This window comes from Mucilaginibacter lappiensis, assembly GCF_050433765.1.
GTDB classification, from domain to species: Bacteria; Bacteroidota; Bacteroidia; order Sphingobacteriales; family Sphingobacteriaceae; genus Mucilaginibacter; species Mucilaginibacter lappiensis_A.
Window position 1 is genome coordinate 644,401 of record NZ_JBNPWP010000004.1, and the last position, 19,882, is coordinate 664,282.

Annotated in this window: 17 protein-coding genes; 8 read left to right on the forward strand and 9 right to left on the reverse strand. The window is 42.3% G+C overall.

Annotated elements, in window-relative coordinates:
- Positions 1 to 59: 59 nt before the first annotated feature.
- Entirely contained in the window at positions 60 to 236 is a 177-nt protein-coding gene (locus M2273_RS15845; protein WP_429398497.1) for a DUF6496 domain-containing protein, read from the reverse strand.
- 228 nt (positions 237 to 464) lie between these two features.
- Between M2273_RS15845 and M2273_RS15850 the strand changes: the two genes are divergently transcribed.
- From M2273_RS15850 to M2273_RS15865, 4 genes are all read left to right on the forward strand, one after another.
- Positions 465 to 1,559, forward strand: a complete 1,095-nt coding sequence (locus tag M2273_RS15850; protein WP_429398499.1) for an AI-2E family transporter — start codon at positions 465 to 467, stop codon at positions 1,557 to 1,559.
- A gap of 362 nt (positions 1,560 to 1,921) precedes the next feature.
- Positions 1,922 to 2,881 (forward strand): MBL fold metallo-hydrolase, encoded by a 960-nt coding sequence (locus tag M2273_RS15855; protein ID WP_429398501.1) that lies wholly within the window; start codon positions 1,922 to 1,924, stop codon positions 2,879 to 2,881.
- 65 nt (positions 2,882 to 2,946) lie between these two features.
- Positions 2,947 to 3,834, forward strand: coding sequence for an alpha/beta hydrolase (locus M2273_RS15860; protein ID WP_429398503.1), 888 nt, complete (start codon positions 2,947 to 2,949; stop codon positions 3,832 to 3,834).
- Positions 3,835 to 3,965: 131 nt separating this feature from the next.
- Positions 3,966 to 4,853: an alpha/beta hydrolase gene (locus tag M2273_RS15865; protein ID WP_429398505.1), complete on the forward strand. Its 888-nt coding sequence runs from the start codon at positions 3,966 to 3,968 to the stop codon at positions 4,851 to 4,853.
- A gap of 19 nt (positions 4,854 to 4,872) precedes the next feature.
- Here M2273_RS15865 and M2273_RS15870 read toward each other — a convergent pair whose 3' ends face one another.
- The 5 genes from M2273_RS15870 to M2273_RS15890 form a co-directional block, all read right to left on the reverse strand.
- Positions 4,873 to 5,439, reverse strand: coding sequence for a hypothetical protein (locus M2273_RS15870; protein WP_429398507.1), 567 nt, complete (start codon positions 5,437 to 5,439; stop codon positions 4,873 to 4,875).
- Between the two features lie 257 nt (positions 5,440 to 5,696).
- Positions 5,697 to 6,404 carry a 2OG-Fe(II) oxygenase gene (locus tag M2273_RS15875; RefSeq protein WP_429398509.1) on the reverse strand — a complete coding sequence of 236 codons (708 nt, stop codon included), beginning with the start codon at positions 6,402 to 6,404 and terminating at the stop codon, positions 5,697 to 5,699.
- Between the two features lie 199 nt (positions 6,405 to 6,603).
- Complete coding sequence (locus tag M2273_RS15880) at positions 6,604 to 7,446, reverse strand: bifunctional helix-turn-helix domain-containing protein/methylated-DNA--[protein]-cysteine S-methyltransferase (RefSeq protein WP_429398511.1); 843 nt, start codon at positions 7,444 to 7,446, stop codon at positions 6,604 to 6,606.
- A 114-nt stretch (positions 7,447 to 7,560) separates the two neighbouring features.
- Positions 7,561 to 8,094, reverse strand: a complete 534-nt coding sequence (locus tag M2273_RS15885; protein ID WP_429398513.1) for a GNAT family N-acetyltransferase — start codon at positions 8,092 to 8,094, stop codon at positions 7,561 to 7,563.
- A gap of 18 nt (positions 8,095 to 8,112) precedes the next feature.
- Positions 8,113 to 9,315 carry a cation:proton antiporter gene (locus M2273_RS15890; protein ID WP_429398515.1) on the reverse strand — a complete coding sequence of 401 codons (1,203 nt, stop codon included), beginning with the start codon at positions 9,313 to 9,315 and terminating at the stop codon, positions 8,113 to 8,115.
- 243 nt (positions 9,316 to 9,558) lie between these two features.
- Between M2273_RS15890 and M2273_RS15895 the strand changes: the two genes are divergently transcribed.
- The 3 genes from M2273_RS15895 to M2273_RS15905 all read left to right on the forward strand — a co-directional run bounded on the left by M2273_RS15895 (position 9,559) and on the right by M2273_RS15905 (position 13,789).
- Entirely contained in the window at positions 9,559 to 11,976 is a 2,418-nt protein-coding gene (locus M2273_RS15895) for an outer membrane beta-barrel protein (RefSeq protein ID WP_429398517.1), read from the forward strand.
- 202 nt (positions 11,977 to 12,178) lie between these two features.
- On the forward strand, positions 12,179 to 13,246 hold the full coding sequence (namA, locus tag M2273_RS15900) for an NADPH dehydrogenase NamA (RefSeq protein WP_429398519.1): 1,068 nt from the start codon (positions 12,179 to 12,181) through the stop codon (positions 13,244 to 13,246).
- Positions 13,247 to 13,369: 123 nt separating this feature from the next.
- Positions 13,370 to 13,789, forward strand: coding sequence for an OsmC family protein (locus M2273_RS15905; protein ID WP_429398521.1), 420 nt, complete (start codon positions 13,370 to 13,372; stop codon positions 13,787 to 13,789).
- A gap of 332 nt (positions 13,790 to 14,121) precedes the next feature.
- Here the strand turns inward: M2273_RS15905 and M2273_RS15910 are convergent, their stop codons facing one another.
- From M2273_RS15910 to M2273_RS15920, 3 genes are all read right to left on the reverse strand, one after another.
- A complete protein-coding gene (locus M2273_RS15910; protein ID WP_429398523.1) occupies positions 14,122 to 14,529 on the reverse strand; it encodes a hypothetical protein in 408 nt (135 codons plus the stop codon).
- Between the two features lie 83 nt (positions 14,530 to 14,612).
- Positions 14,613 to 16,025, reverse strand: a complete 1,413-nt coding sequence (gene dacB / locus M2273_RS15915; RefSeq protein WP_429398525.1) for a D-alanyl-D-alanine carboxypeptidase/D-alanyl-D-alanine endopeptidase — start codon at positions 16,023 to 16,025, stop codon at positions 14,613 to 14,615.
- Positions 16,003 to 17,469, reverse strand: coding sequence for an APC family permease (locus M2273_RS15920; RefSeq protein ID WP_429398527.1), 1,467 nt, complete (start codon positions 17,467 to 17,469; stop codon positions 16,003 to 16,005). The genes dacB and M2273_RS15920 overlap by 23 nt, the downstream gene beginning before the upstream one ends.
- 157 nt (positions 17,470 to 17,626) lie before the next feature.
- On the opposite strand from M2273_RS15920, the gene M2273_RS15925 reads away from it, so the two are divergent.
- A complete protein-coding gene (locus M2273_RS15925; protein WP_429398529.1) occupies positions 17,627 to 19,867 on the forward strand; it encodes a sodium-translocating pyrophosphatase in 2,241 nt (746 codons plus the stop codon).
- The last annotated feature ends 15 nt before the right edge of the window (positions 19,868 to 19,882 follow it).

Below are 19,882 nucleotides of genomic sequence, written 5' to 3' on the forward strand. Positions count from 1 at the left end.
AATAGATTCTGCGCTATGCTCAGAATGACAGAAATTATTTTAAACAAGTGTTAAAACTATTAACCCTTCTTTTTAGGCACTTTGGCACCTTCTTTACGAGCTTCTGATAAGCCAATAGCTACAGCCTGTTTTTTGCTGGTTACCTTTTTACCACTACCGCTTTTAAGTTTTCCCTCTTTCATTTCGTGCATGGTTTTTTCAACTTTTTCACCTGCTTTTTTTGAATACTTTGCCATAGTTTTAGTTTTAAGTAGATAATATTAACTCATGCAAAATATCTGCCAAAAATATGGTCTGAGCGGCTTTTTCAATGTCCCAATAACTGTAGCATTGATCGGCATAAGGCACACTTCAAAACAATAAAAAGATAAAAGGATAAATTATTGTACCCAATTATTGCTTACCTTCAAACATCCAACACTGATAAGTGTTACCAACTAAAAAAAACGCTGAACCAGATCAATATGTCTGCAAAAAAATTGATAGCTCCCTTTTACGAACGACTTGCATTAACATTAATAGGTTTTTTGGCACTTGGATACCTGATCGTTATTGGTAAAGAACTGCTCGATCCAATGATATTCGGATTTATATTTGCCATACTTTTATTGCCGGTTTCTGATTTTTTAGAACAAAAATGCCGTCTTCCACGCAGCATGTCATCACTGGTATCCATCCTTTTACTGGTGGGGGTTGTTTTTGGAATATTATACCTGGTAGGTTCGCAAATATCAAAAGTGACCGATGATTGGCCAATGCTGCAAACCCAGGTAAAACAGTCGCTTCAAAATCTCCAGGATTGGATACAAAGCACTTTTCATATCAATGCCGAAAGTCAACTATCATATGTTGACAGAACAGCGCATAAGATCATGGCATCCGGAACGGAGGTTTTAGGTACAACCTTTGGGGCTATTTCATCATTGATGCTCTTCTATGTGTTCATCATGATATTTACCTTTTTCACCCTGCTTTACAGGCGTTTATTACTGCGTTTCATTATCTGGGTTTTTCGCGACGAAAACTCGCACGTGGTAATGGATATTGTAGAGAATATTCAATCTATATTAAGGCAATACATACTGGGCTTACTTTTAGAGATGGTAATTGTAGCCGCGGTTGCGATCAGTGTTTTTTTACTGATAGGCATAAAATATGCAGCATTGCTGGGCATTATTGTGGGTCTGTTTAACATTATCCCTTACATAGGTATTTTCACCGCCCTGCTGCTTAGCGCAGTTATAACGTTTGCAACCGGCAACGTTAAGGATACGGTAATTGTGATTATTAGTGTGGTGGGCATACACGCCATTGATGCCAACTTTTTGTTGCCAACTATAGTAGGTTCAAAAGTAAGGCTTAACGCGCTGATATCATTTATAGGCATTATTTTAGGCGAAATGATATGGGGCCTTTCGGGCATGTTTTTATCCATACCGGTTATTGCTATTTTCAAGATCATATTTGACCGGATTGAAAGCTTAAAACCATGGGGATACCTGTTGGGCGGTGATTACGAATACAAGAAAGCTGCCGCAGCCGAAATGAAAACAGAATGATAGTTTTTAACAAAAAAATTACAAACATGTAACAAGTTGATCTTAAAAATTTGGGCTTTTCTTTTTAGGTTTGTATTGTATTAATACCCCCTAAACTAATGCAACTTGTTACTCCCCCTTCCCCCCCTGTTTACAGGTGTAAAAAATGTAGAGAAATCCTAACTATCCGGCGTAAACGAGGCAAAGTTATCAAAACAGTATTCTTTTGGCTCCCAATGAAAAAATTCTTTTGTGCCCGTTGTCTTAAAACACGTTATCATTTTTAAAATATTTCATACTGATTAGTTTGCTTGATTGTTAGGTATATCATTAATTTAGTAGCGTATAGGTTGCAAAGCCTGGCAATTGAAAATCTACCGAAAATGTACCGTAAACAAGCCTCACTAATTATTTTATATATTTTATTGCCTTTTTTGGCACTGGCTCAATCTAAAAATAGTAATGCCTTCAGGTTAGTGCCTTTAGGTGTGCTGGGAGGTATTGATGAAAGTAACTTATCGGCCTATATGCTGGCCGCTGCCGGCAGCGATAAATATATATGCCTTGATGCCGGCACCCTGCATTATGGTATTCAAAAAGCAGTAGCCAATAAGGTATTTAGCATACCTGGCGATAAAATTTTAAAACAATACATTAAAGGTTATTTTATATCACATGCCCATCTTGATCATATAGCAGGGCTCATTATCAATTCGCCCGAAGACAGTACCAAAAACATCTTTGGCCTGCAGGGTACTATTGAGACCATAAAAACCCACTATTTTACCTGGGAAAGCTGGGCCAATTTTACAGACCAGGGCGAGGCCCCTGCTTTAAAAAAATATCATTATCAAATACTTGCACCAGGTACCGAAACCGCCATTGAAAATACCGATTTTAAAGTACAGGCATTCTCCCTGAGTCATTCTAACCTCACCAGCACAGCTTTTTTAGTGCAAAGTAACGATGCCTATATTTTATATTTAGGCGATACCGGGCCTGATGCTATTGAAAAAAGTAATAACCTGCAAAACTTGTGGCAGGCTATTGCACCATTAATAAAAAGCAAAAAGCTAAAGGCTATTTTAATTGAGGTATCGTTCCCTAATGAGCAGCCCGATAAAACGCTTTTTGGCCATTTAACACCGCACTGGCTCATGGCCGAGATGGATAAACTGGCCACCCTAACCGGCGCGGATGAATTAAAAGGCTTAAATGTAGTAGTTACCCATCTTAAACCGCCTGTAAATAGCATTATTAAAATTAAAACCCAGCTTAAAACCGCTAACAAACTGCAATTAAACCTCCTATATCCTGAACAGGGTAAAGCGCTTAATTTTTAGCAAATGTTTGGGTAACACCAAAAATTACTTAAATTTCCATCAACCAAAACTAAACCGCCTGTTGTATGAATATACTCCAAAAATCTCTGCTGTTTTGCTTTATGCTGTGTGTTAGTACTGCATTTGCACAACAACAAGGCAAAGTGATAGAAGAACAAACCGTTAAAAGCAGCGTTTTAAAGCGCAACGTAAAGTTTACCATTTATCTGCCTGCCGATTATGAAACAGCAAACCGCACCTATCCCGTGGTTTACTTATTGCATGGATATACTGATGATAATACAGGCTGGCTACAATTTGGAGAGATAAACCGCTATGCTGATAAGGCTATTGCCGATGGCACCATTCCCCCTATGATCATTGTAATGCCCAACGCTGATTCGAGCTGGTATATAAACTCCTATGATGGTAAGGAAAAATATGAGGACTTTTTTATCAAGGAATTTATGCCGCATATAGAAAAAGCCTATCGCGTTAAAACCGAGAAAAAATACCGCGGTGTTGCCGGCCTATCCATGGGTGGTTATGGTACGCTGATTTATTCTATTAAATACCCGCAATTGTTTTCTGCAGCGGCAGCTTTAAGCGCGGCTGTATTACCTGACGATCAGATGGTTGGAATGGCCGACGACAATTGGGAAAATGTATTTGGTCAGTTATACGGTCGCGGGCTTAAGGGTAAGGACCGCCTGAACAAGGCATGGCAGGCCAATTCGGTTTTGGATCTGGTACAGAATAAAACCACCGAACAATTAAGCGGGGTACGTTACTGGATAGATTGTGGTGACGATGATTTTTTAACCAAAGGAAATTGCCTGCTGCACATTGCCTTTACCGAAAAAAAGGTACCCCACGAGTTCAGAACACGTGATGGCGCCCACACCTGGACCTACTGGCGCACAGGCATCACCGATGCCCTGCAATTTATTGGCGATAGTTTCAGACAAAAATAGATAGATGTGCGGATGTGTAAATTTTTCACCATTATTTGTTTTCAACGGTGTTCAAGAGGGCTACGCCGTTTCAGATGTGCAGATGATATAAAATATGCTGTTTTGATACTACCAACTGATACCTATAACCTATGAATACGTTAAAAAAATTGATACTGTTTTGTTTGCTTATTTCGGCTGGCACTGCTTTTGCACAACCTGCCGGTAAGGTGATAGAAGAACAAAACATAAAAAGTGATATTTTAAAACGCAATGTAAAATACGCCATATACCTGCCGGCTGATTATGAAACATCAAACCGCAGTTACCCGGTGGTGTACCTGTTACATGGCTATGGTGATGACCACACCGGCTGGTTACAGTTTGGCGAAGTTAACCGCTATGCTGATAAAGCTATTGCCGAGGGTAAGATCCCGCCCATGATCATCGTTATGCCCGATGCGGGGTCAACCTTCTACATCAATTCATATGATGGTAAACAAAACTACGAGGATTTCTTTTTTAAGGAGTTTATGCCCGGTGTTGAAAGAGAATACCGTATTAAAGCCAGCAAGAAATACCGTGCGGTAGCCGGGCTTTCCATGGGTGGTTTTGGTACACTGGTATACAGCTTAAAACATCCTGAGGTGTTCTCGGCAGCAGCGGCATTGAGCGCGGCTGTACGTAGTGATGATGATTTTATGGCGATAACAGATACTCGTTGGGCCGAAGTATACAGCAAAGTATTTGGTCCTGATTTGAAAGGAAGTGAACGTTTAAATACCACCTGGAAAAACAACTCGATACTTGGCCTGGTACAAAGCAAAACTACTGATGAACTTAAAACGGTACGTTACTGGATTGACTGTGGCGATGATGATGCCCTGAGTAAAGGCAATTCCCTGTTGCACATTGCACTTGCCGAAAAGAAGGTACCGCATGAATTCAGGATCCGTGATGGCGCCCATACCTGGACCTACTGGCGCACCGGCATTACCGACGCGTTGGAGTTTATAGGCGATAGTTTCAGGCAGAAATAGACAGATATGCAAATGATACCTATTGATCGCTCAGGATATCAATGCAATTTTTCTTTAACTCATTAAGCCGGGCAGGCAAGGTGTTCAGACCCCTTTCGTCTTTGATGTTTCTGTAGAGTAATTTGATCAGGGCCAGTGTATCATCACTTGGGTCGCAGGCCTGGGCTTTTTCTAAATGTGGCAAGGCTTTTTTGATCTCAATGATATAGGCAGCATCAACAACAACCTGATCAGCCGGTTTACCCGAAATGTCTTTTATATATAAATAACCCAGGGCACGATGAGCCACATAATAATTGGGTTCGGCAGCAACTACCCGGTTATAATAGGCTATGGCCTTTATGCTTTGACTATCATCCTCATAAAGTTTTGCTATACCATTATAAAAACTGACGCGTGCTTTTTGGGGTAGTTTGGCTGAATCTGGCAATATTTGTTCGCCCAAATCAAGCGCTTTATCGTGCTCGTTTTGTAACAGCGCCAAATTAAAATCCGCGTATTTATCATACACCTCACTGGCTGTTTGGGCATGAGCCACCTTGCCTGCGATCAATATAAATACTATTAAGGCTATTTTTTTAAGCATGATGATAAGTGTTATCCGGGTCTTGCGATATAACGCAATAAGCAACGATTTAATATATTAAAGAACCAGCTTATATAAAACACGTCATTGCGAGGTACAAAGCAAGAAACCTGACCCAACCCTCCCCAAGGGAGAGGGCTTTAAAATGCTTTTTAAAGTCTCCCCTTTTGGGGGAGATTATTCACATTATTATATTTTATTTTTTGCGTTCATGATGGCTGCGCCGTTTAGAGGGGGCTTCCTCGCAATTGACGAGATCATTTGGCGTCGTGAAAAATAATGCCCATACTGCGGCGTTTACCCTCGGTAATTTCGCCTATGCCGTGTTTCATGTTTACACGGTGATAGCCTTTGCCGCCTTTTTCAGGCCGGTAACTGGTGGTAAATAGTAGCATATCGCCCTTTGTTGGTTTTAATACCATCGCCCGCGATTGTTCTCTCGGTTTTTGTTCTATCAGTATAAATTCACCGCCTTCATAATCAACACCCGGTTCATCCAAAATAAATACTAATTGCATTGGGAAAAACACTTCGCCATAAAGATCCTGGTGCATAGCATTGTAACCACCTTTGGCATATTGCAATATCAAAGGCGTCGGTCTTAATTGTTCCTGCTCATGGCAATGTTGCAACAGTTCATCCAGGGTATCTGGAAAGCGCTGCTCTTTATTTAAAAGCTGCATCCAGTTGTTGGCAATTGGTGCAAGTCGGGGATAAACACTTTCGCGCAATTGCTGAACGAGTGCAGGCAGGGGATATTTAAAATATTTATACTCCCCCTTGCCATAATGATGACGCTCCATCACTATCGTTTTACGGTATAGCTGGTCGTCAGTATATTGCGCTGTCAGGCTATCGCACTCGTCGTTTGTTAGTACATTTTTAATTTGGGCATATCCCCTGCTATCCATACCGGACGAAATATCGGCCCAGTTTAGCTGGTTTATTCTTTCTTTGATCTCCATTATTCTGATGCTAAAGGATTGAATTTAAAATGATGTCATTTCGACGAACCTGCCAGGGTTTGAGCGTAAGGGGCGAGGAGAAATCTTGTACAAGAGAACGACGGTTTTGCCAATTGTACAAGATTTCTCCTCACGCAACGCGCAATGCCCCTTTTGGTTCGTCGAAATGACATGGTTATATATTGAGCAATTTAATAGCTTAATTATTTACTATAGCCGCTTCCCAGCCAATCATAGCCGATTTACGGGTTGAACCCCAGTGGTACTGACCAGTTTCGCCTGTTGATTTAATAACCCGGTGACATGGGATCAAAAATGCTACAGGGTTGGCCCCTACCGCGCTACCCACCGCCCTGCTGGCGCCCGGTGATTTTATCTGCTGCGAAATATCTGAATAGGTGCTTAAACCGCCCATTGGTATCTTTAACAAGGTTTCCCATACCTTAAGCTGAAAGTTGGTGCCTTTTAAATGCAGTTTGATGCTTGATAACTCCGACCAGTCCTTTTTAAATATAAACAAGGCATCCTGCTGGGTCACATCCACTACCTGTGTATAAGATGCATTGGGGAATTGTTGCAACAACTGATCAAACGCCTCTTCCCTGTCATCGGCAAAAGCCATGTAGCAAATACCTTTAGGGGTTGATGCTACAATGATGTTTCCAAAAGGGGTTTCGGCAAAGCTGTAATTAATATCAAGCTCCTTACCGCCGTTCTTATATTCGGCAGGGGTCATACCCTCAATATTGATAAACAGATCATGTAAACGTCCGGTACCTGACAGACCTGTTTCAAAAGCGGTATCAAACAAGGTGGCTTGTTTATCCTTCAAAATGCTTTTGGCGTAATCAAGACTCAGGTATTGTAAGAATTTTTTGGGACTGATACCTGCCCAGTCGGTAAATAAACGCTGAAAGTGGAAAGGGCTTAAATGCACCTTTTCAGCCACATCATCCAAATTAGGTTGATTTTTAAAATTCAGCTTTATATAATTGATTGCCTCGGCAATACGATTGTAATTGATTTTTTCTTGTGTGTTCATAATGTTATTTATTAATTATTACACTACAAATGTAGGGTGATACCACACGCTATAAAACCCGGAACTTGCTCTGTTTAGCCTGTTTGTATGCGTAAATATAGGCTTATTGCTGTACTATAAAACCTTGTACATCTTAACAATAGGCAGTATCTCGCCATTAGGCATAGGCTGGGTTATATGCTCAACCGCATGGTAACCCATAGCCTCGTAAAGTGGTACGCCGGGTAGTGTGGCACCCAACTGAAAGCTTTTAAATCCATTACTTTGCGCCGCGTTCTCACATACCGAAATAATGTGCCGACCTATGCCCCGCCTTGCATAATCAGGATGAACAAAAAAAGCACGAATCCTTGCGGCATCATGTTCAGGGTTAAGCAATGGGTCCTCTACTGATTTATGTTGGTCGCCACCATAAAGGGTATTACGTTTGCTCCAACCGCCGCAGCCAACTATGGTCTGGTCAATTTCGGCTACATAATAGGTACCGTCAATAAGGAGCTGCGTGTCTACACCAAAAATATATTTGATGGCGCTTTCAATCTGGTTAGGTGTATTATAATCAGTACTCAATCCACGAACCGATAATTCGATCAATTGCTGTAATACCGGTATATCATTAAATGTGGCGAGGCGTGTAGTAATGGTCATTGTTGCAATATATATTTATCAAACATCCTGAAATTCCTGATTGTGGCTGGCTACATGTCGTTTGGTTACTAACAAACCCAGGCTCATGATAATACTTGTCCCCAACACTACTACAAACAGTAAGCTGGCACCAACCTGGGGAATCCTCAAATTTGGTGGCAGGTTATAATATAGCAATACATTGATCAATCCGCGAGGAACAATAACCAGCTCAGGCATCAGATCGGTTTTTGAGGCCAGTTTAATGTATAAAAACCGCACTATATAAATAGATAGCAAAATGGCTCCGGCACCTAACAAAACAGGGATATCATTAAGCTCACCTATATTCATGGTGTACCCAAAAACAATAAAAAAGAAAGTGCGCATTAAAAAAGCGCTTTCGGCCGAAAGCTGGTGCAGCTGCTTAATATCATGCTGAAAGGTTGGATATATAAACCATTTCCTGAACCAGGCCAAATGGATCTGGTTGGCATTGTTAAGGAATAGTCCCAGCGCCAGCACAATGATCAATGCCGATAAATGATATGACTGGCCAATGGAATAAACCAATATTAGCAACGATATAATAAGGAATGATTTGATATGATGTTTTAAGCGCCCTATTACATAAAGCAGCAGTAAACACGATATAATGGCTACCAGTATAATGCCGCCCAGCTCGCCCCCTAACTTGGCAAATGACACCACATCAATTTGCGGGTTCCTCACAATAAAATTAAACAGCACTACCGTAAGGATATCCGAAAATGAAGACTCATAAATAATAAACTCCTTTTTACTTTTGATCAGGTTAGATGCTGATGGGATAGCTATGGCCGAACTCACCACACAGTAAGGGATAGCGTTTACAAAACACTTGTAAAAACTCTCGCCGGTGAGGTAATATATAATAAAGGTGATGGCAAACGCGCTAATCAACATGATGCTTAGTGCCGATAAAAATGCCTTTTTAATAACAGCGTTTTTATTGCTGTTATACCGCAACTCAAGCGCGCCTTCAAATACGATGAGTATTAAACCAAGCGTGCCCAGTGTAGGCAGTATTAACGAAACGTTAAACATGGGTATACTAAAATAGTCGACCACTTGCTTTAGGCCTATGCCCAGCAGCAGCAATAAAATAACCGAAGGGATCTTAGTTTTACCAGCCAGCAGATCAAACAGGTATGAAAAAATCACCAGTCCGCTGAGTATAATGAGGGTTGTGTATGTAGTCAAATTAAGGTTAGTTTAAAGGGTTATTCACAAATCAGCCTTAACATCCCGAATCTAAGTATTGTTTTACAGTTATATGTGGTTTAAAGGTAAAAGGATATTATATTGACGTATACAGGATGGTTTAATCTGGCTTAATAAAACATCTGAATAGTTTCGGTCATCTAAATCAGATAATCTCTCTTCACAATTTCCTATTTGCCATATCTTTCCTTATCATTAACAAATTTTTAAGCCTGTTATAATTTGAAATTTGTTTCTACCTTAATACTTTTAGCCGTTTTACACAGCGGCCTGTCAGCGCAAATAAAACTTACCGGAACGGTAAATGATGCCTCAAAACACGCTTTAGCTTATGCCGGGGTGAGTCTGCTCAACATCAACGAACATAAAAATCAATCCCTGCAAACTGATGAAGCGGGTGGCTTTACTTTTAATTACCTGCATAGCGGCCAATACCAACTCACGGTTGCATTTACCGGCTACGAAAAATACCAATGCCTGCTTTCCATTACCAAAGACACTATCGTAAACATCAGCCTGCAAGCATCAAGCACCCAATTGAACGAAGTGGTGGTTACAGCAAATAAAGCCACTATCGAAAACAATCAGGAAAAACTGGTATATAACGTATCTGCCAGCATTACGGCTACAGGCAGTGACGCCCTTACAGCTATTAGCAAGGTTCCGGGTATAAAGGTAAATGGAGACGAGATTAGTATAGTAGGCAAAGGCGCGGTGAAGGTGATGGTTAACGATCGCATTGTTCAGCTGGCGGGTACCGATCTGGTTAGGTATTTAAAGTCGATGTCGGCTAATCAGGTCTCCAAAATCGAGCTGATCAAAAACCCATCCGCCAACTACGATGCCGATGGGAATGCCGGCTTAATAAATATCACTACCAAACATAGCGGTAAACAAGGTTTTTCGGGCAATGTACAATTGAGCGACAAGCAATGGCTGCACAACCCGGCCAACGTTTTTGGTACCAGCAAGTACTGGCTGGCCAGCGGCAGCGCCAACCTCAATTATAATGCAGGCAAATGGTCGGCTTATAGCAGCGTAAATATCGACCATGACCACGAACTGGAAGGCTTTGAAACTGATGTTTTTTACCCCAAACAAAGCTGGCTGCAAACCGATACGGGTAATTATCGCCTTCATAATTTTAACATAGTAGCCGGGGTTGATTATAAAGTCAGCCCAAAAACAACCATAGGCATTTCCTATTTAGGCGGAAATAATGTTTACGATGGATCGGACCATGTGAATAATCCTATCTACAACAGTAATGGTGGCCTTGATTCTACTTTAATAACTTATGCCACTTATCATCCGGTGGCTATCAGTAATTCGGGCAATGCACATGCGGTTATCAACTTTGATACCACAGGCAAAAAACTAACCCTGAATGCCGACTACTTTAATTATAACCGCAACGACCGGTCTGATTTTGAAAGTAATAGCTATTTACCCGGCGGACAGGTTATCGCCGAAAACAATACCCGATTTTTTGATACCAATAAGCAACTTATTAAAGTATACACCTTTAAGGCCGACGCCGAGATCCCCACACCATTTGCTAAATTCTCTTTCGGGGGCAAGCTCAGTTTTATCAATAATTATAGCAACGCTTTTTATTATGATAAGGACATCAACGATAAACTCACTTACAATACCAACCTGAGCAACGAATTCAGGTATATTGAAAACACACAATCGTTGTACATAAACCTCAATAAAGAAAAGGATAAATGGAAATACCAGGCTGGCTTACGGGCCGAATACACCGAAACCAAAGGCACTTCCTATACACTGAATCAAACCAATACCAATAAGTATCTAAAGCTGTTCCCATCCACGCAAATATCATATCAGGCCGATACGGCTAACAGTTTTGCATTTAGCTTTGGTCGCAGAATCAACCGCCCTACCTTCTGGAATCTGAACCCCTTTAAATCACTATTCACGGCTTATAGCTATGGCGAGGGTAACCCCTTCCTGCAACCTGAATATAACAGCAATTTTGAGCTATCGCATACGTACAAAAATATGCTTACCTCGGCCTTGTTCTTAAACATTACCGATAATGGCTTTTATAATGTGACCGTAGCCAGCGCCGATACCAACCTGGTTTATACTATCCCGTTAAATTTTATCAAAACTTACCGGGTGGGTATTTCCGAGAATTTATCGCTCCACCTGTTTCCCTGGTTGGATAATAATAACCAGTTTACTTTTTATCATACCGATGCACATTCCAATATCCCGTATATTAAAAGCATAAATGGTTATGGTGCATATGTGGCCACTAACAACACCATGTATTTTAATGCGGATAAAACCTTTGCCGCGGCGGTGAATTTCTGGTACCAGTTTCCCGAGGTTGATCATATTGGCCGCTCAGATGCCTATTACAAATTAGATGTTGGTTTTACCGCTCTGGCCATGAAAAAGAAATTGAACATTACCCTAAACCTCAATGATGCGTTCCGGAGCAGTGCATCGGCGGTAAGTACCACGGTAAATGGCATCAACGGCAAGTTCACCAACTTTCAGCTCAACAGGTTTGTACAACTGGGCATAAGCTACCGTTTTGGTAAAGAAACCAGCACCGAAAAACGCGACACCGGTAACGAAGACGAACGCGGGCGAATACATTAAAGCTTAAAGCCGAAGGCTGAAAGCATAAAGCTTTTTTTTACACACGTATAGAACTTTGTGCTTTGAGCTTCTTTATTACGCACTTATAGCACTTTAAGCTTTTAGCCTTCGGCTTTAAGCTTCTTTTTCCGCTTCTTTAAGTTTTACAAAACAGTGAGGTAGTTAACGCTGTTAGTTACCATATTTACCAAAAAAATAAACTATGGCACATCTATTTTCGCCTTTAAAAATAAAAAACATTGAATTAAAAAACCGTATCGCTGTATCGCCCATGTGCGAGTATTCCAGCGAAGATGGCTTTGCTAACGACTGGCACCTGGTACACCTGGGTAGTAAAGCAGTTGGCGGCGCTGGGTTAATTATTACTGAAGCTACCGCGGTATCAGCCGAGGGCCGCATTTCTTTTGCTGACCTGGGTATTTATCATGACGAACATATCCCCAAATTAAAGCAGATCACTGATTTTATTCACTCGCACGGAACTATAGCGGGTGTACAACTGGCACATGCCGGACGCAAAGCCAGTCATGCCGAACCCTGGAACGGTGGTAAACAAATACCATCTGATCAAAAGAACGGGTGGAAGGCATTAGCCCCAAGCGCTATTCCGTTCGGAGAAAATGAGGAAGCACCGCTTGAACTGGATAAAGCTGGTATTGAAAAAATAAAGGCCGATTTTAAGGCTGCTGCAAAAAGGGCCATAGCTGCCGGGTTTAAAGTGATTGAGCTGCATGGCGCCCATGGTTATTTGCTGCATGAGTTTCTTTCGCCGGTAAGTAATAAACGTACCGATGAATACGGCGGCTCATTTGAGAACCGCATACGTTTTATGCTGGAGGTTGTTGCGGCTGTACGGGAAGTTTGGCCAGCCGAAAATCCGCTTTTTATACGTATTTCGGCAACAGAGTGGACCGAAGGTGGATGGACTGCCGATGATTCTGTAGCGCTGGCAAAAATATTGAAAGATAAAGGGGTTGACCTGCTTGATTGCTCAAGCGGCGGAAATGTAGTCAATGCTAAGATACCGTTAAAACCAGGTTATCAAGTTGAATTTGCAGAGAAAGTTAAAAAAGAAAGTGGTATACTTACAGGTGCGGTGGGCTTAATAACAACAGCGTTTCAGGCCAATGAAATTATACAGGAAGGTGAAGCCGATGTTGTATTTTTAGCCCGAGAAATGTTACGCGACCCGCATTTCCCGCTACGCGCCGCGCACGAACTGGGCCACGAAATAAATTGGCCTGTACAATATGAACGGGCGAAGTGGTAATTTTAGAGAAAAGATAAAGGACCGTTAGAGAAAAGACAAATGATAAAGAGATCATCAGCTGTTATAAACCACTAACTTTACTATTAACCAACAATAACAAATAACATCACAAAAACCAAACTTATGAAACGTACAGCAAATGCCCATTGGAATGGCACATTACAAGCAGGTCAGGGAGAAATAACCACCCAAAGCACTGTATTAAACAAAACACAGTATTCATTTAAAACCCGTTTTGCCGATGGCATAGGTACCAACCCCGAAGAGTTGCTTGCCGCAGCACATGCAGGTTGCTTTACCATGGCCGTTGGCGCTGCTTTAACCCAGGCAGGTTTTACTCCTAATGACTTAACCACTGATGCTATATTAGATCTGGATATGGTAGCCCTGAGTGTTACAGGCATCCATCTGGAACTTAAAGGAGCAACTATTGATGGTGTTAGCGAAGCTCAATTTAAAGAAATTGCCGAAGGTGCCAAAGCCAATTGCATCATATCAAAAGCGTTGAGCGTACCCATTACCTTAAACGTTACTTACGCTTAAATTTTAGCTTTTATAATATTGTAAAAAGGGGCAGGTCTATCGATTTGCCCCTTTTTTATTGGGACGCTGGAACAAGATAAATACTCCCTCACCGTCTCTTGCCTATAAGTGTTTGAAGAATAAAACGAAAGCTTAGGGTTAGTGCGATTCCTTCCCTGGGGAAGGGGGAGGAAGGGGTTTAGTAAGCTGCAGGTTGTATCGCTTGTATAAACCCCTCCCTGCCATTACACAATCCACCACACCCCTCCCAAGGGAGGGAATATATTACTGCGATTACAATCTTCCGAACAATTGTGACTCAGAGTCGAGCGACCGCGGGTTTCTTTCTATCTTTATTTCTGTATAAACCTAAGCAGATCCTGCGGCGTTTGGTAAATAGAACCTTTATAATTCAACACTTTAACACCTACACATAGTGTATCAATAGTGTTATTGGTATGGGTGATATATATTTTGCCCCTTACATCGGGTTTATAGCCGTCTTCAGCCCTTTTCATGTTATTCAGTATGAGCATTAAGCTGTCAATAGCTTTGGGTTGGGTTAAGATTTTAACTTTACTTTCGGGGAAATAGTAATCAAATTTATCACAGTCAATACTAATGATGGTTTCGCGGCCCAGTTCAGTGAATTTTAACCTTATACTTTTAACAGCTTCGGCGGCGTTGCCGGCTTTATTCCCTCTGCAGGCAAAAAAGGCCGACGACATCAGCAGGATTATTACAATGCTTAATTTTTTCATGATCAACTACTTATACTGGCATATAAACTTACAAAGTTTTAAAGTATATCCTGAAACATCTAAAAAAGTTCCCCTTCAGGGGGTTAGGGGGCCTTCAGCACATCCAGCACCCTGAACATTTTTTCCTTAATGCCCCTGCTTGATCCGCTAAAGTTGTTCACCATGATAGAGAAGCAAAGTTCCCTGCCGTTGCGGGTTTGGAAACCGGCATAACAAAGCACATTGTTTATGCTACCGCTTTTCATTTTCATGTTATTATACACCGGCAGGCTTTCATAAAAATCAGCAAACCAGCTTTCCTTTTTTGCCGATTGCAGGATCCTGGCCATAGTATTGGTGGTCACCCTATCGCCTGGCGACAGGCCGCTGCCGTCATATGTGTTAATGGTATTAGGGTCGATGCCGCGGGCCTTCCAAAATTTCTGAACCTCCTCAACACCGTTTACTGTAGTAGGTTTACGGCCCTGTTTCCAGGCTATGGTTTTAAGCAACTGCTCGGCATACAGGTTTACGCTTTTTTGGTTAAGCCAGTAAATGATCCTGCTTAATGGTGGTGACTGAATGCTGGTTAAACTTTTTGTAGCTTGTGGCAAGGGCAATCCTTTAGCGGCCAAAGTAGCGGCAGATTCGGGGCCGTTTGTTATGCCTATGCCTAATTTCTTCAACGTATCGGCCAAACGCAGCGCGGCGTCATAAGCGGCATCGGGTACAGCGGCGGATATGCTTTTTTTATCCTGATCAATGGCGTAGCTGCCCCGAAGGTACATCATCGTACTGCCAACAGGTAAAAAGGCATAAGCATGATCGCCGCTATTGTCCGGGCCATTCACCAGTTCACTTTTAAAACTGAGGTATGGCATTAAAGGTACAGTGCGCGATACGCCGATAGGGTTACCCACCACACCCGTACGCAGCTTAATATCAAACTGATTCTCGCGCCAGCACAAGCCCGATGTTCCGGCACCATAGTAGTTACCTATATCCTGCCATATCCACCCTTCGGGGATTGACTGTGTGCCGAAAATGCTGTCGTCGCCAATAATACGGCCTTTAATTTTTTTAATACCGGCTTTTTGCAACGCATCGGTCATTAAGGCCAGTACATGGGCTTCTTTGGTTTGCTCATACCGCCAGCTGCCCAGGGTGGGGTCGCCGGCACCCTTAATAATTACGTCGCCGTTCAGGGTGCCGTCGGCTGCTATATCACCAACATAACCAAGCTGCGTCTGGTATTTAAAATCGGTACCTAAAACATAAAACGCGGTAATGCTGGTAATGGTTTTTAAGGTTGATGCAGTAGCCAGCCCCATGTTAGGATTAGCGGCAAACACCTGTTCGCCGGTTTTAGCATCAAGCACGGTTAATGATACCGATGCATAATTGCACTGGCTATCGGTCTGTAACTTGCTAAAAGCTGATGATAATTTTTGCTGAAGATCCTGGGCATAAACCTGCCCACTAATTATAAATAAACTAACTATCAGTAACCGTTTCATCCTCATGCTTTACGTTCCGTTGCGATATATAATATATAGGGATACCGATAAGTACAATTAATAAGCCATACAATGCAAAATCGCGTTTGTAAGCAAACAACAATATGCAAAAGGCCACGCCCATCAAAATATACAATGCGGGTAAAACAGGGTAGCCAATAGCCCTGTAAGGGCGCTCGGCGTTAGGGTGTTTAGCCCTTAAAATGAATATGCCTAATATGGTTAATACATAAAATACTACCACTACAAATGATATCATATCAAGCAAATCGCCATAACGACCGCTTAAACATAGTAATGAAGCTACCAAACATTGTATCCACAAGCCAAACTGTGGTACGCCAAACTTATTCAGTGTACTGGTACGTTTAAAAAACAGGCCATCCTTAGCCATAGTATAATAAACACGTGCACCTGATAATATTAATCCGTTATTACAGCCAAAGGTTGATATCATGATCATAACCGCTATAACGTAAGTACCTATATTACCAAATATAACGTGCGAAGCAGCAACGGCTACCCTATCCTTATCGGCAACAGAAATTTCATGTAACGAAAGTACACCCGTATAAACCACATTGGCCAATACATAAATAATTGTAACAATGATGGTACCGAACATCATGCTGAGTGCCACGTCACGTTTGGGGTTCTTCATTTCGCCGGCAACAAAGGTTACACTATTCCAGGCATCGCTGCTGAAGATGGAGCCCACCATAGCGGCAGCAATAGCCCCCAATGCGGTACCTACGGTTAAGTTAGTGATAGTACCATCTTTGTTCAGGTTATGCAAATCCCAGGCATTTGTCCAGTTGGCATGCCATATATCGCCTTTGAAGGCCAAAAACCCAAAACCTATCAATCCAAAAAGACTAATCAGCTTGGTCATGGTGAAAGTGGTTTGTATCAGCTTACCGCCTTTAACACCACGGGTATTTACAAACGTGAGTATAATGATCAAAATGATTGATACCACTTGCGCCGCGCTGATGGTAAAAAACTTATCGTGCCCGGCTGCGTCAAGCCCGGTTTTAAGCTTAAACAGTATATTTTCTTCACTAAAAGGGTGTATTATATATGCTGTAAATTTAGAGAATGCCACCCCTACAGCGGCGATAGTTCCCGTTTGAATCACCGCGAAAAAACTCCAGCCATATAAAAAAGCGATGAGCTTATTGTAGGCTTCCTTTAAGTAAACGTACTGCCCACCTGCTTTGGGGTACATCCCACTTAGCTCACCGTAGCTTAAGGCAGCGGTTAAGGTCATGAAACCGGTTATTACCCAAATGGCTATTAGCCAACCTGCTGAGCCTACATTACGTATAATATCTGCGCTTACAATAAATATACCCGACCCTATCATAGAGCCTGCTACCAACATGGTGCCATCGAGCAAGCCCAGCTCGTGTTTCATTTTTGGTTGACCGGAGTTTTTTGCCATAAAGTTATTCAGGGTTTAAACCCCTAAACTATTCAAAAAACTTTATAATTGGCAGGCTATTGTAAAGAAATAAAATTACTATTTTGCAAGCACCAATTATTATATCTGTTACCTTATAACATAAAACTGAACTACTTTATAAACCAAATTTGTGAACATGGATTTTTTGAACGATTACTTAATCTATCTGATCCCGGTATTTGGCCTTATTGGAATAGCCGTAATGGCTGTTAAGGCCGCCTGGGTTACTAAACAAGATCCCGGCGATGGCGACATGGTCAAGCTGGCCGGTTACATTGCTGATGGGGCAATGGCATTTTTACGTGCCGAGTGGAAAGTACTCGGTGGATTTGTATTTATAGCCGGCCTATTACTGGCCTGGAGTGGCACTACGGTAGCCACATCAAGCCCGATTATTGCGGTATCGTTTGTAATAGGCGCTTTTTTATCGGCTTTTGCCGGTTACCTGGGCATGCGTATTGCCACCAAAGCCAACGTGCGTACCACGCAGGCAGCACGTACCAGTTTGGCGCAAGCGCTAAAAGTATCATTTACCGGTGGTACTGTAATGGGACTGGGCGTTGCGGGTTTGGCCATTATTGGTTTAGGCTCGTTATTCATTGTTTTTTACACCGTTTATGTTAAAAATACAGGAGGCACCGTAAATGGAGAGGCCATGGCCAAAGCGCTTGATGTTTTAGCAGGATTTTCATTAGGTGCCGAATCAATAGCATTATTTGCACGTGTAGGCGGTGGTATTTATACCAAAGCTGCCGACGTGGGCGCCGACCTTGTGGGCAAAGTTGAAGCCGGTATCCCAGAGGATGATGTGCGTAACCCCGCTACCATTGCCGATAACGTAGGTGATAACGTGGGTGACGTTGCAGGTATGGGCGCCGATTTATTCGGATCGTACGTGGCTACTATGCTGGCCACCATGGTGCTGGGCCGCGAAATTGTATCACATGACAATTTTGGTGGTATAGCACCTATATTGTTACCTATGGTTATTGCAGGTTTAGGCCTGGTATTTTCTATTGTTGGTACATCATTCGTAAAAATTAAAAATGAAACCGACAGCGTACAAAAAGCGCTAAACATAGGTAACTGGGCATCCATCATATTAACTGCCATCGCTACTTATTTTGTAGTACAGTGGATGTTGCCAAATGACAGTTTCCACATGGTGCGTGATGAGGATGCCAGTCATGCTATAAAAGCAGGATCACTGGTATTCACAAAAAACGGTGTTTTCATGTCGATAGTTGTGGGACTGATAGTAGGTACTTTAATGTCCATCATTACCGAATACTATACCGCTATGGGTAAACGCCCGGTGCTGAGTATTATCCGCCAGTCGTCAACAGGGCACGCTACCAACATTATTGGGGGTTTGGCTGTAGGTATGGAATCAACCGTGTTACCTATTCTGGTTTTAGCATCGGGTATTTACGGCTCCTATCATTTCGCGGGTTTATATGGTGTGGCTATTGCGGCTGCAGGTATGATGGCTACTACAGCCATGCAGTTGGCTATTGACGCTTTTGGCCCAATTGCTGATAACGCCGGTGGTATTGCCGAGATGAGCCGCCTGCCCGAAGAAGTACGCCACCGTACAGACAATCTGGATGCCGTAGGTAACACTACTGCTGCTACAGGCAAGGGTTTTGCCATCGCTTCGGCAGCATTAACCTCACTGGCCTTATTCGCGGCCTTTGTGGGTGTTGCAGGCATTGAGCATATTGATATTTACAAGGCCGATGTTTTGGCCGGTTTATTTGTTGGAGGGATGATCCCTTTCATCTTTTCGGCGCTGTGCATATCGGCAGTGGGCCGTGCGGCTATGGCCATGGTTGAGGAAGTAAGACGCCAGTTCCGCGAAATACCGGGCATTATGGAATATAAAGCCAAACCAGAGTATGAAAAATGCGTGGCCATATCAACCAAAGCATCCATCCGCGAAATGGTTGCCCCGGGTTTAATTGCCCTGATCACCCCAATCATTATCGGTTTTGCATTCGGTCCCGAAGTGTTGGGTGGTTTGCTGGCCGGTGTTACGGTATCAGGCGTGCTGATGGGAATTTTCCAGAGCAATGCCGGTGGTGCATGGGATAATGCCAAAAAATCATTTGAAAAAGGGGTTGAAATAAATGGCGAAATGCATTACAAAAAATCAGACCCGCATAAAGCATCTGTAACCGGCGATACTGTGGGCGATCCGTTCAAGGATACCTCAGGCCCGTCAATGAATATTTTGATCAAGCTGATGTCGATCGTTTCATTGGTTATTGCACCGCATCTGAATTACCAGGTACAAAACAATCCACGGATACAAAGACAATTGCAGAAGCAATCCATGAACACCCATGTGGTGATCAAGGCTGATAAGAAAGTGTAATTTACAAAACTTTAT

Bases quoted from the DNA above. Each gene is read 5' to 3' on its own strand.
- namA (WP_429398519.1), top strand. From the start codon at position 12,179: ATGGCACATCTATTTTCGCCTTTAAAAATAAAAAACATTGAATTAAAA.
- M2273_RS15885 (WP_429398513.1), bottom strand. From the start codon at position 8,094: ATGACCATTACTACACGCCTCGCCACATTTAATGATATACCGGTATTA.
- M2273_RS15855 (WP_429398501.1), top strand. From the start codon at position 1,922: ATGTACCGTAAACAAGCCTCACTAATTATTTTATATATTTTATTGCCT.
- M2273_RS15910 (WP_429398523.1), bottom strand. From the start codon at position 14,529: ATGAAAAAATTAAGCATTGTAATAATCCTGCTGATGTCGTCGGCCTTT.
- M2273_RS15845 (WP_429398497.1), bottom strand. From the start codon at position 236: ATGGCAAAGTATTCAAAAAAAGCAGGTGAAAAAGTTGAAAAAACCATG.
- M2273_RS15875 (WP_429398509.1), bottom strand. From the start codon at position 6,404: ATGGAGATCAAAGAAAGAATAAACCAGCTAAACTGGGCCGATATTTCG.
- M2273_RS15880 (WP_429398511.1), bottom strand. From the start codon at position 7,446: ATGAACACACAAGAAAAAATCAATTACAATCGTATTGCCGAGGCAATC.
- M2273_RS15865 (WP_429398505.1), top strand. From the start codon at position 3,966: ATGAATACGTTAAAAAAATTGATACTGTTTTGTTTGCTTATTTCGGCT.
- M2273_RS15905 (WP_429398521.1), top strand. From the start codon at position 13,370: ATGAAACGTACAGCAAATGCCCATTGGAATGGCACATTACAAGCAGGT.
- M2273_RS15920 (WP_429398527.1), bottom strand. From the start codon at position 17,469: ATGGCAAAAAACTCCGGTCAACCAAAAATGAAACACGAGCTGGGCTTG.
- M2273_RS15925 (WP_429398529.1), top strand. From the start codon at position 17,627: ATGGATTTTTTGAACGATTACTTAATCTATCTGATCCCGGTATTTGGC.
- M2273_RS15860 (WP_429398503.1), top strand. From the start codon at position 2,947: ATGAATATACTCCAAAAATCTCTGCTGTTTTGCTTTATGCTGTGTGTT.
- M2273_RS15850 (WP_429398499.1), top strand. From the start codon at position 465: ATGTCTGCAAAAAAATTGATAGCTCCCTTTTACGAACGACTTGCATTA.
- dacB (WP_429398525.1), bottom strand. From the start codon at position 16,025: ATGAAACGGTTACTGATAGTTAGTTTATTTATAATTAGTGGGCAGGTT.
- M2273_RS15870 (WP_429398507.1), bottom strand. From the start codon at position 5,439: ATGCTTAAAAAAATAGCCTTAATAGTATTTATATTGATCGCAGGCAAG.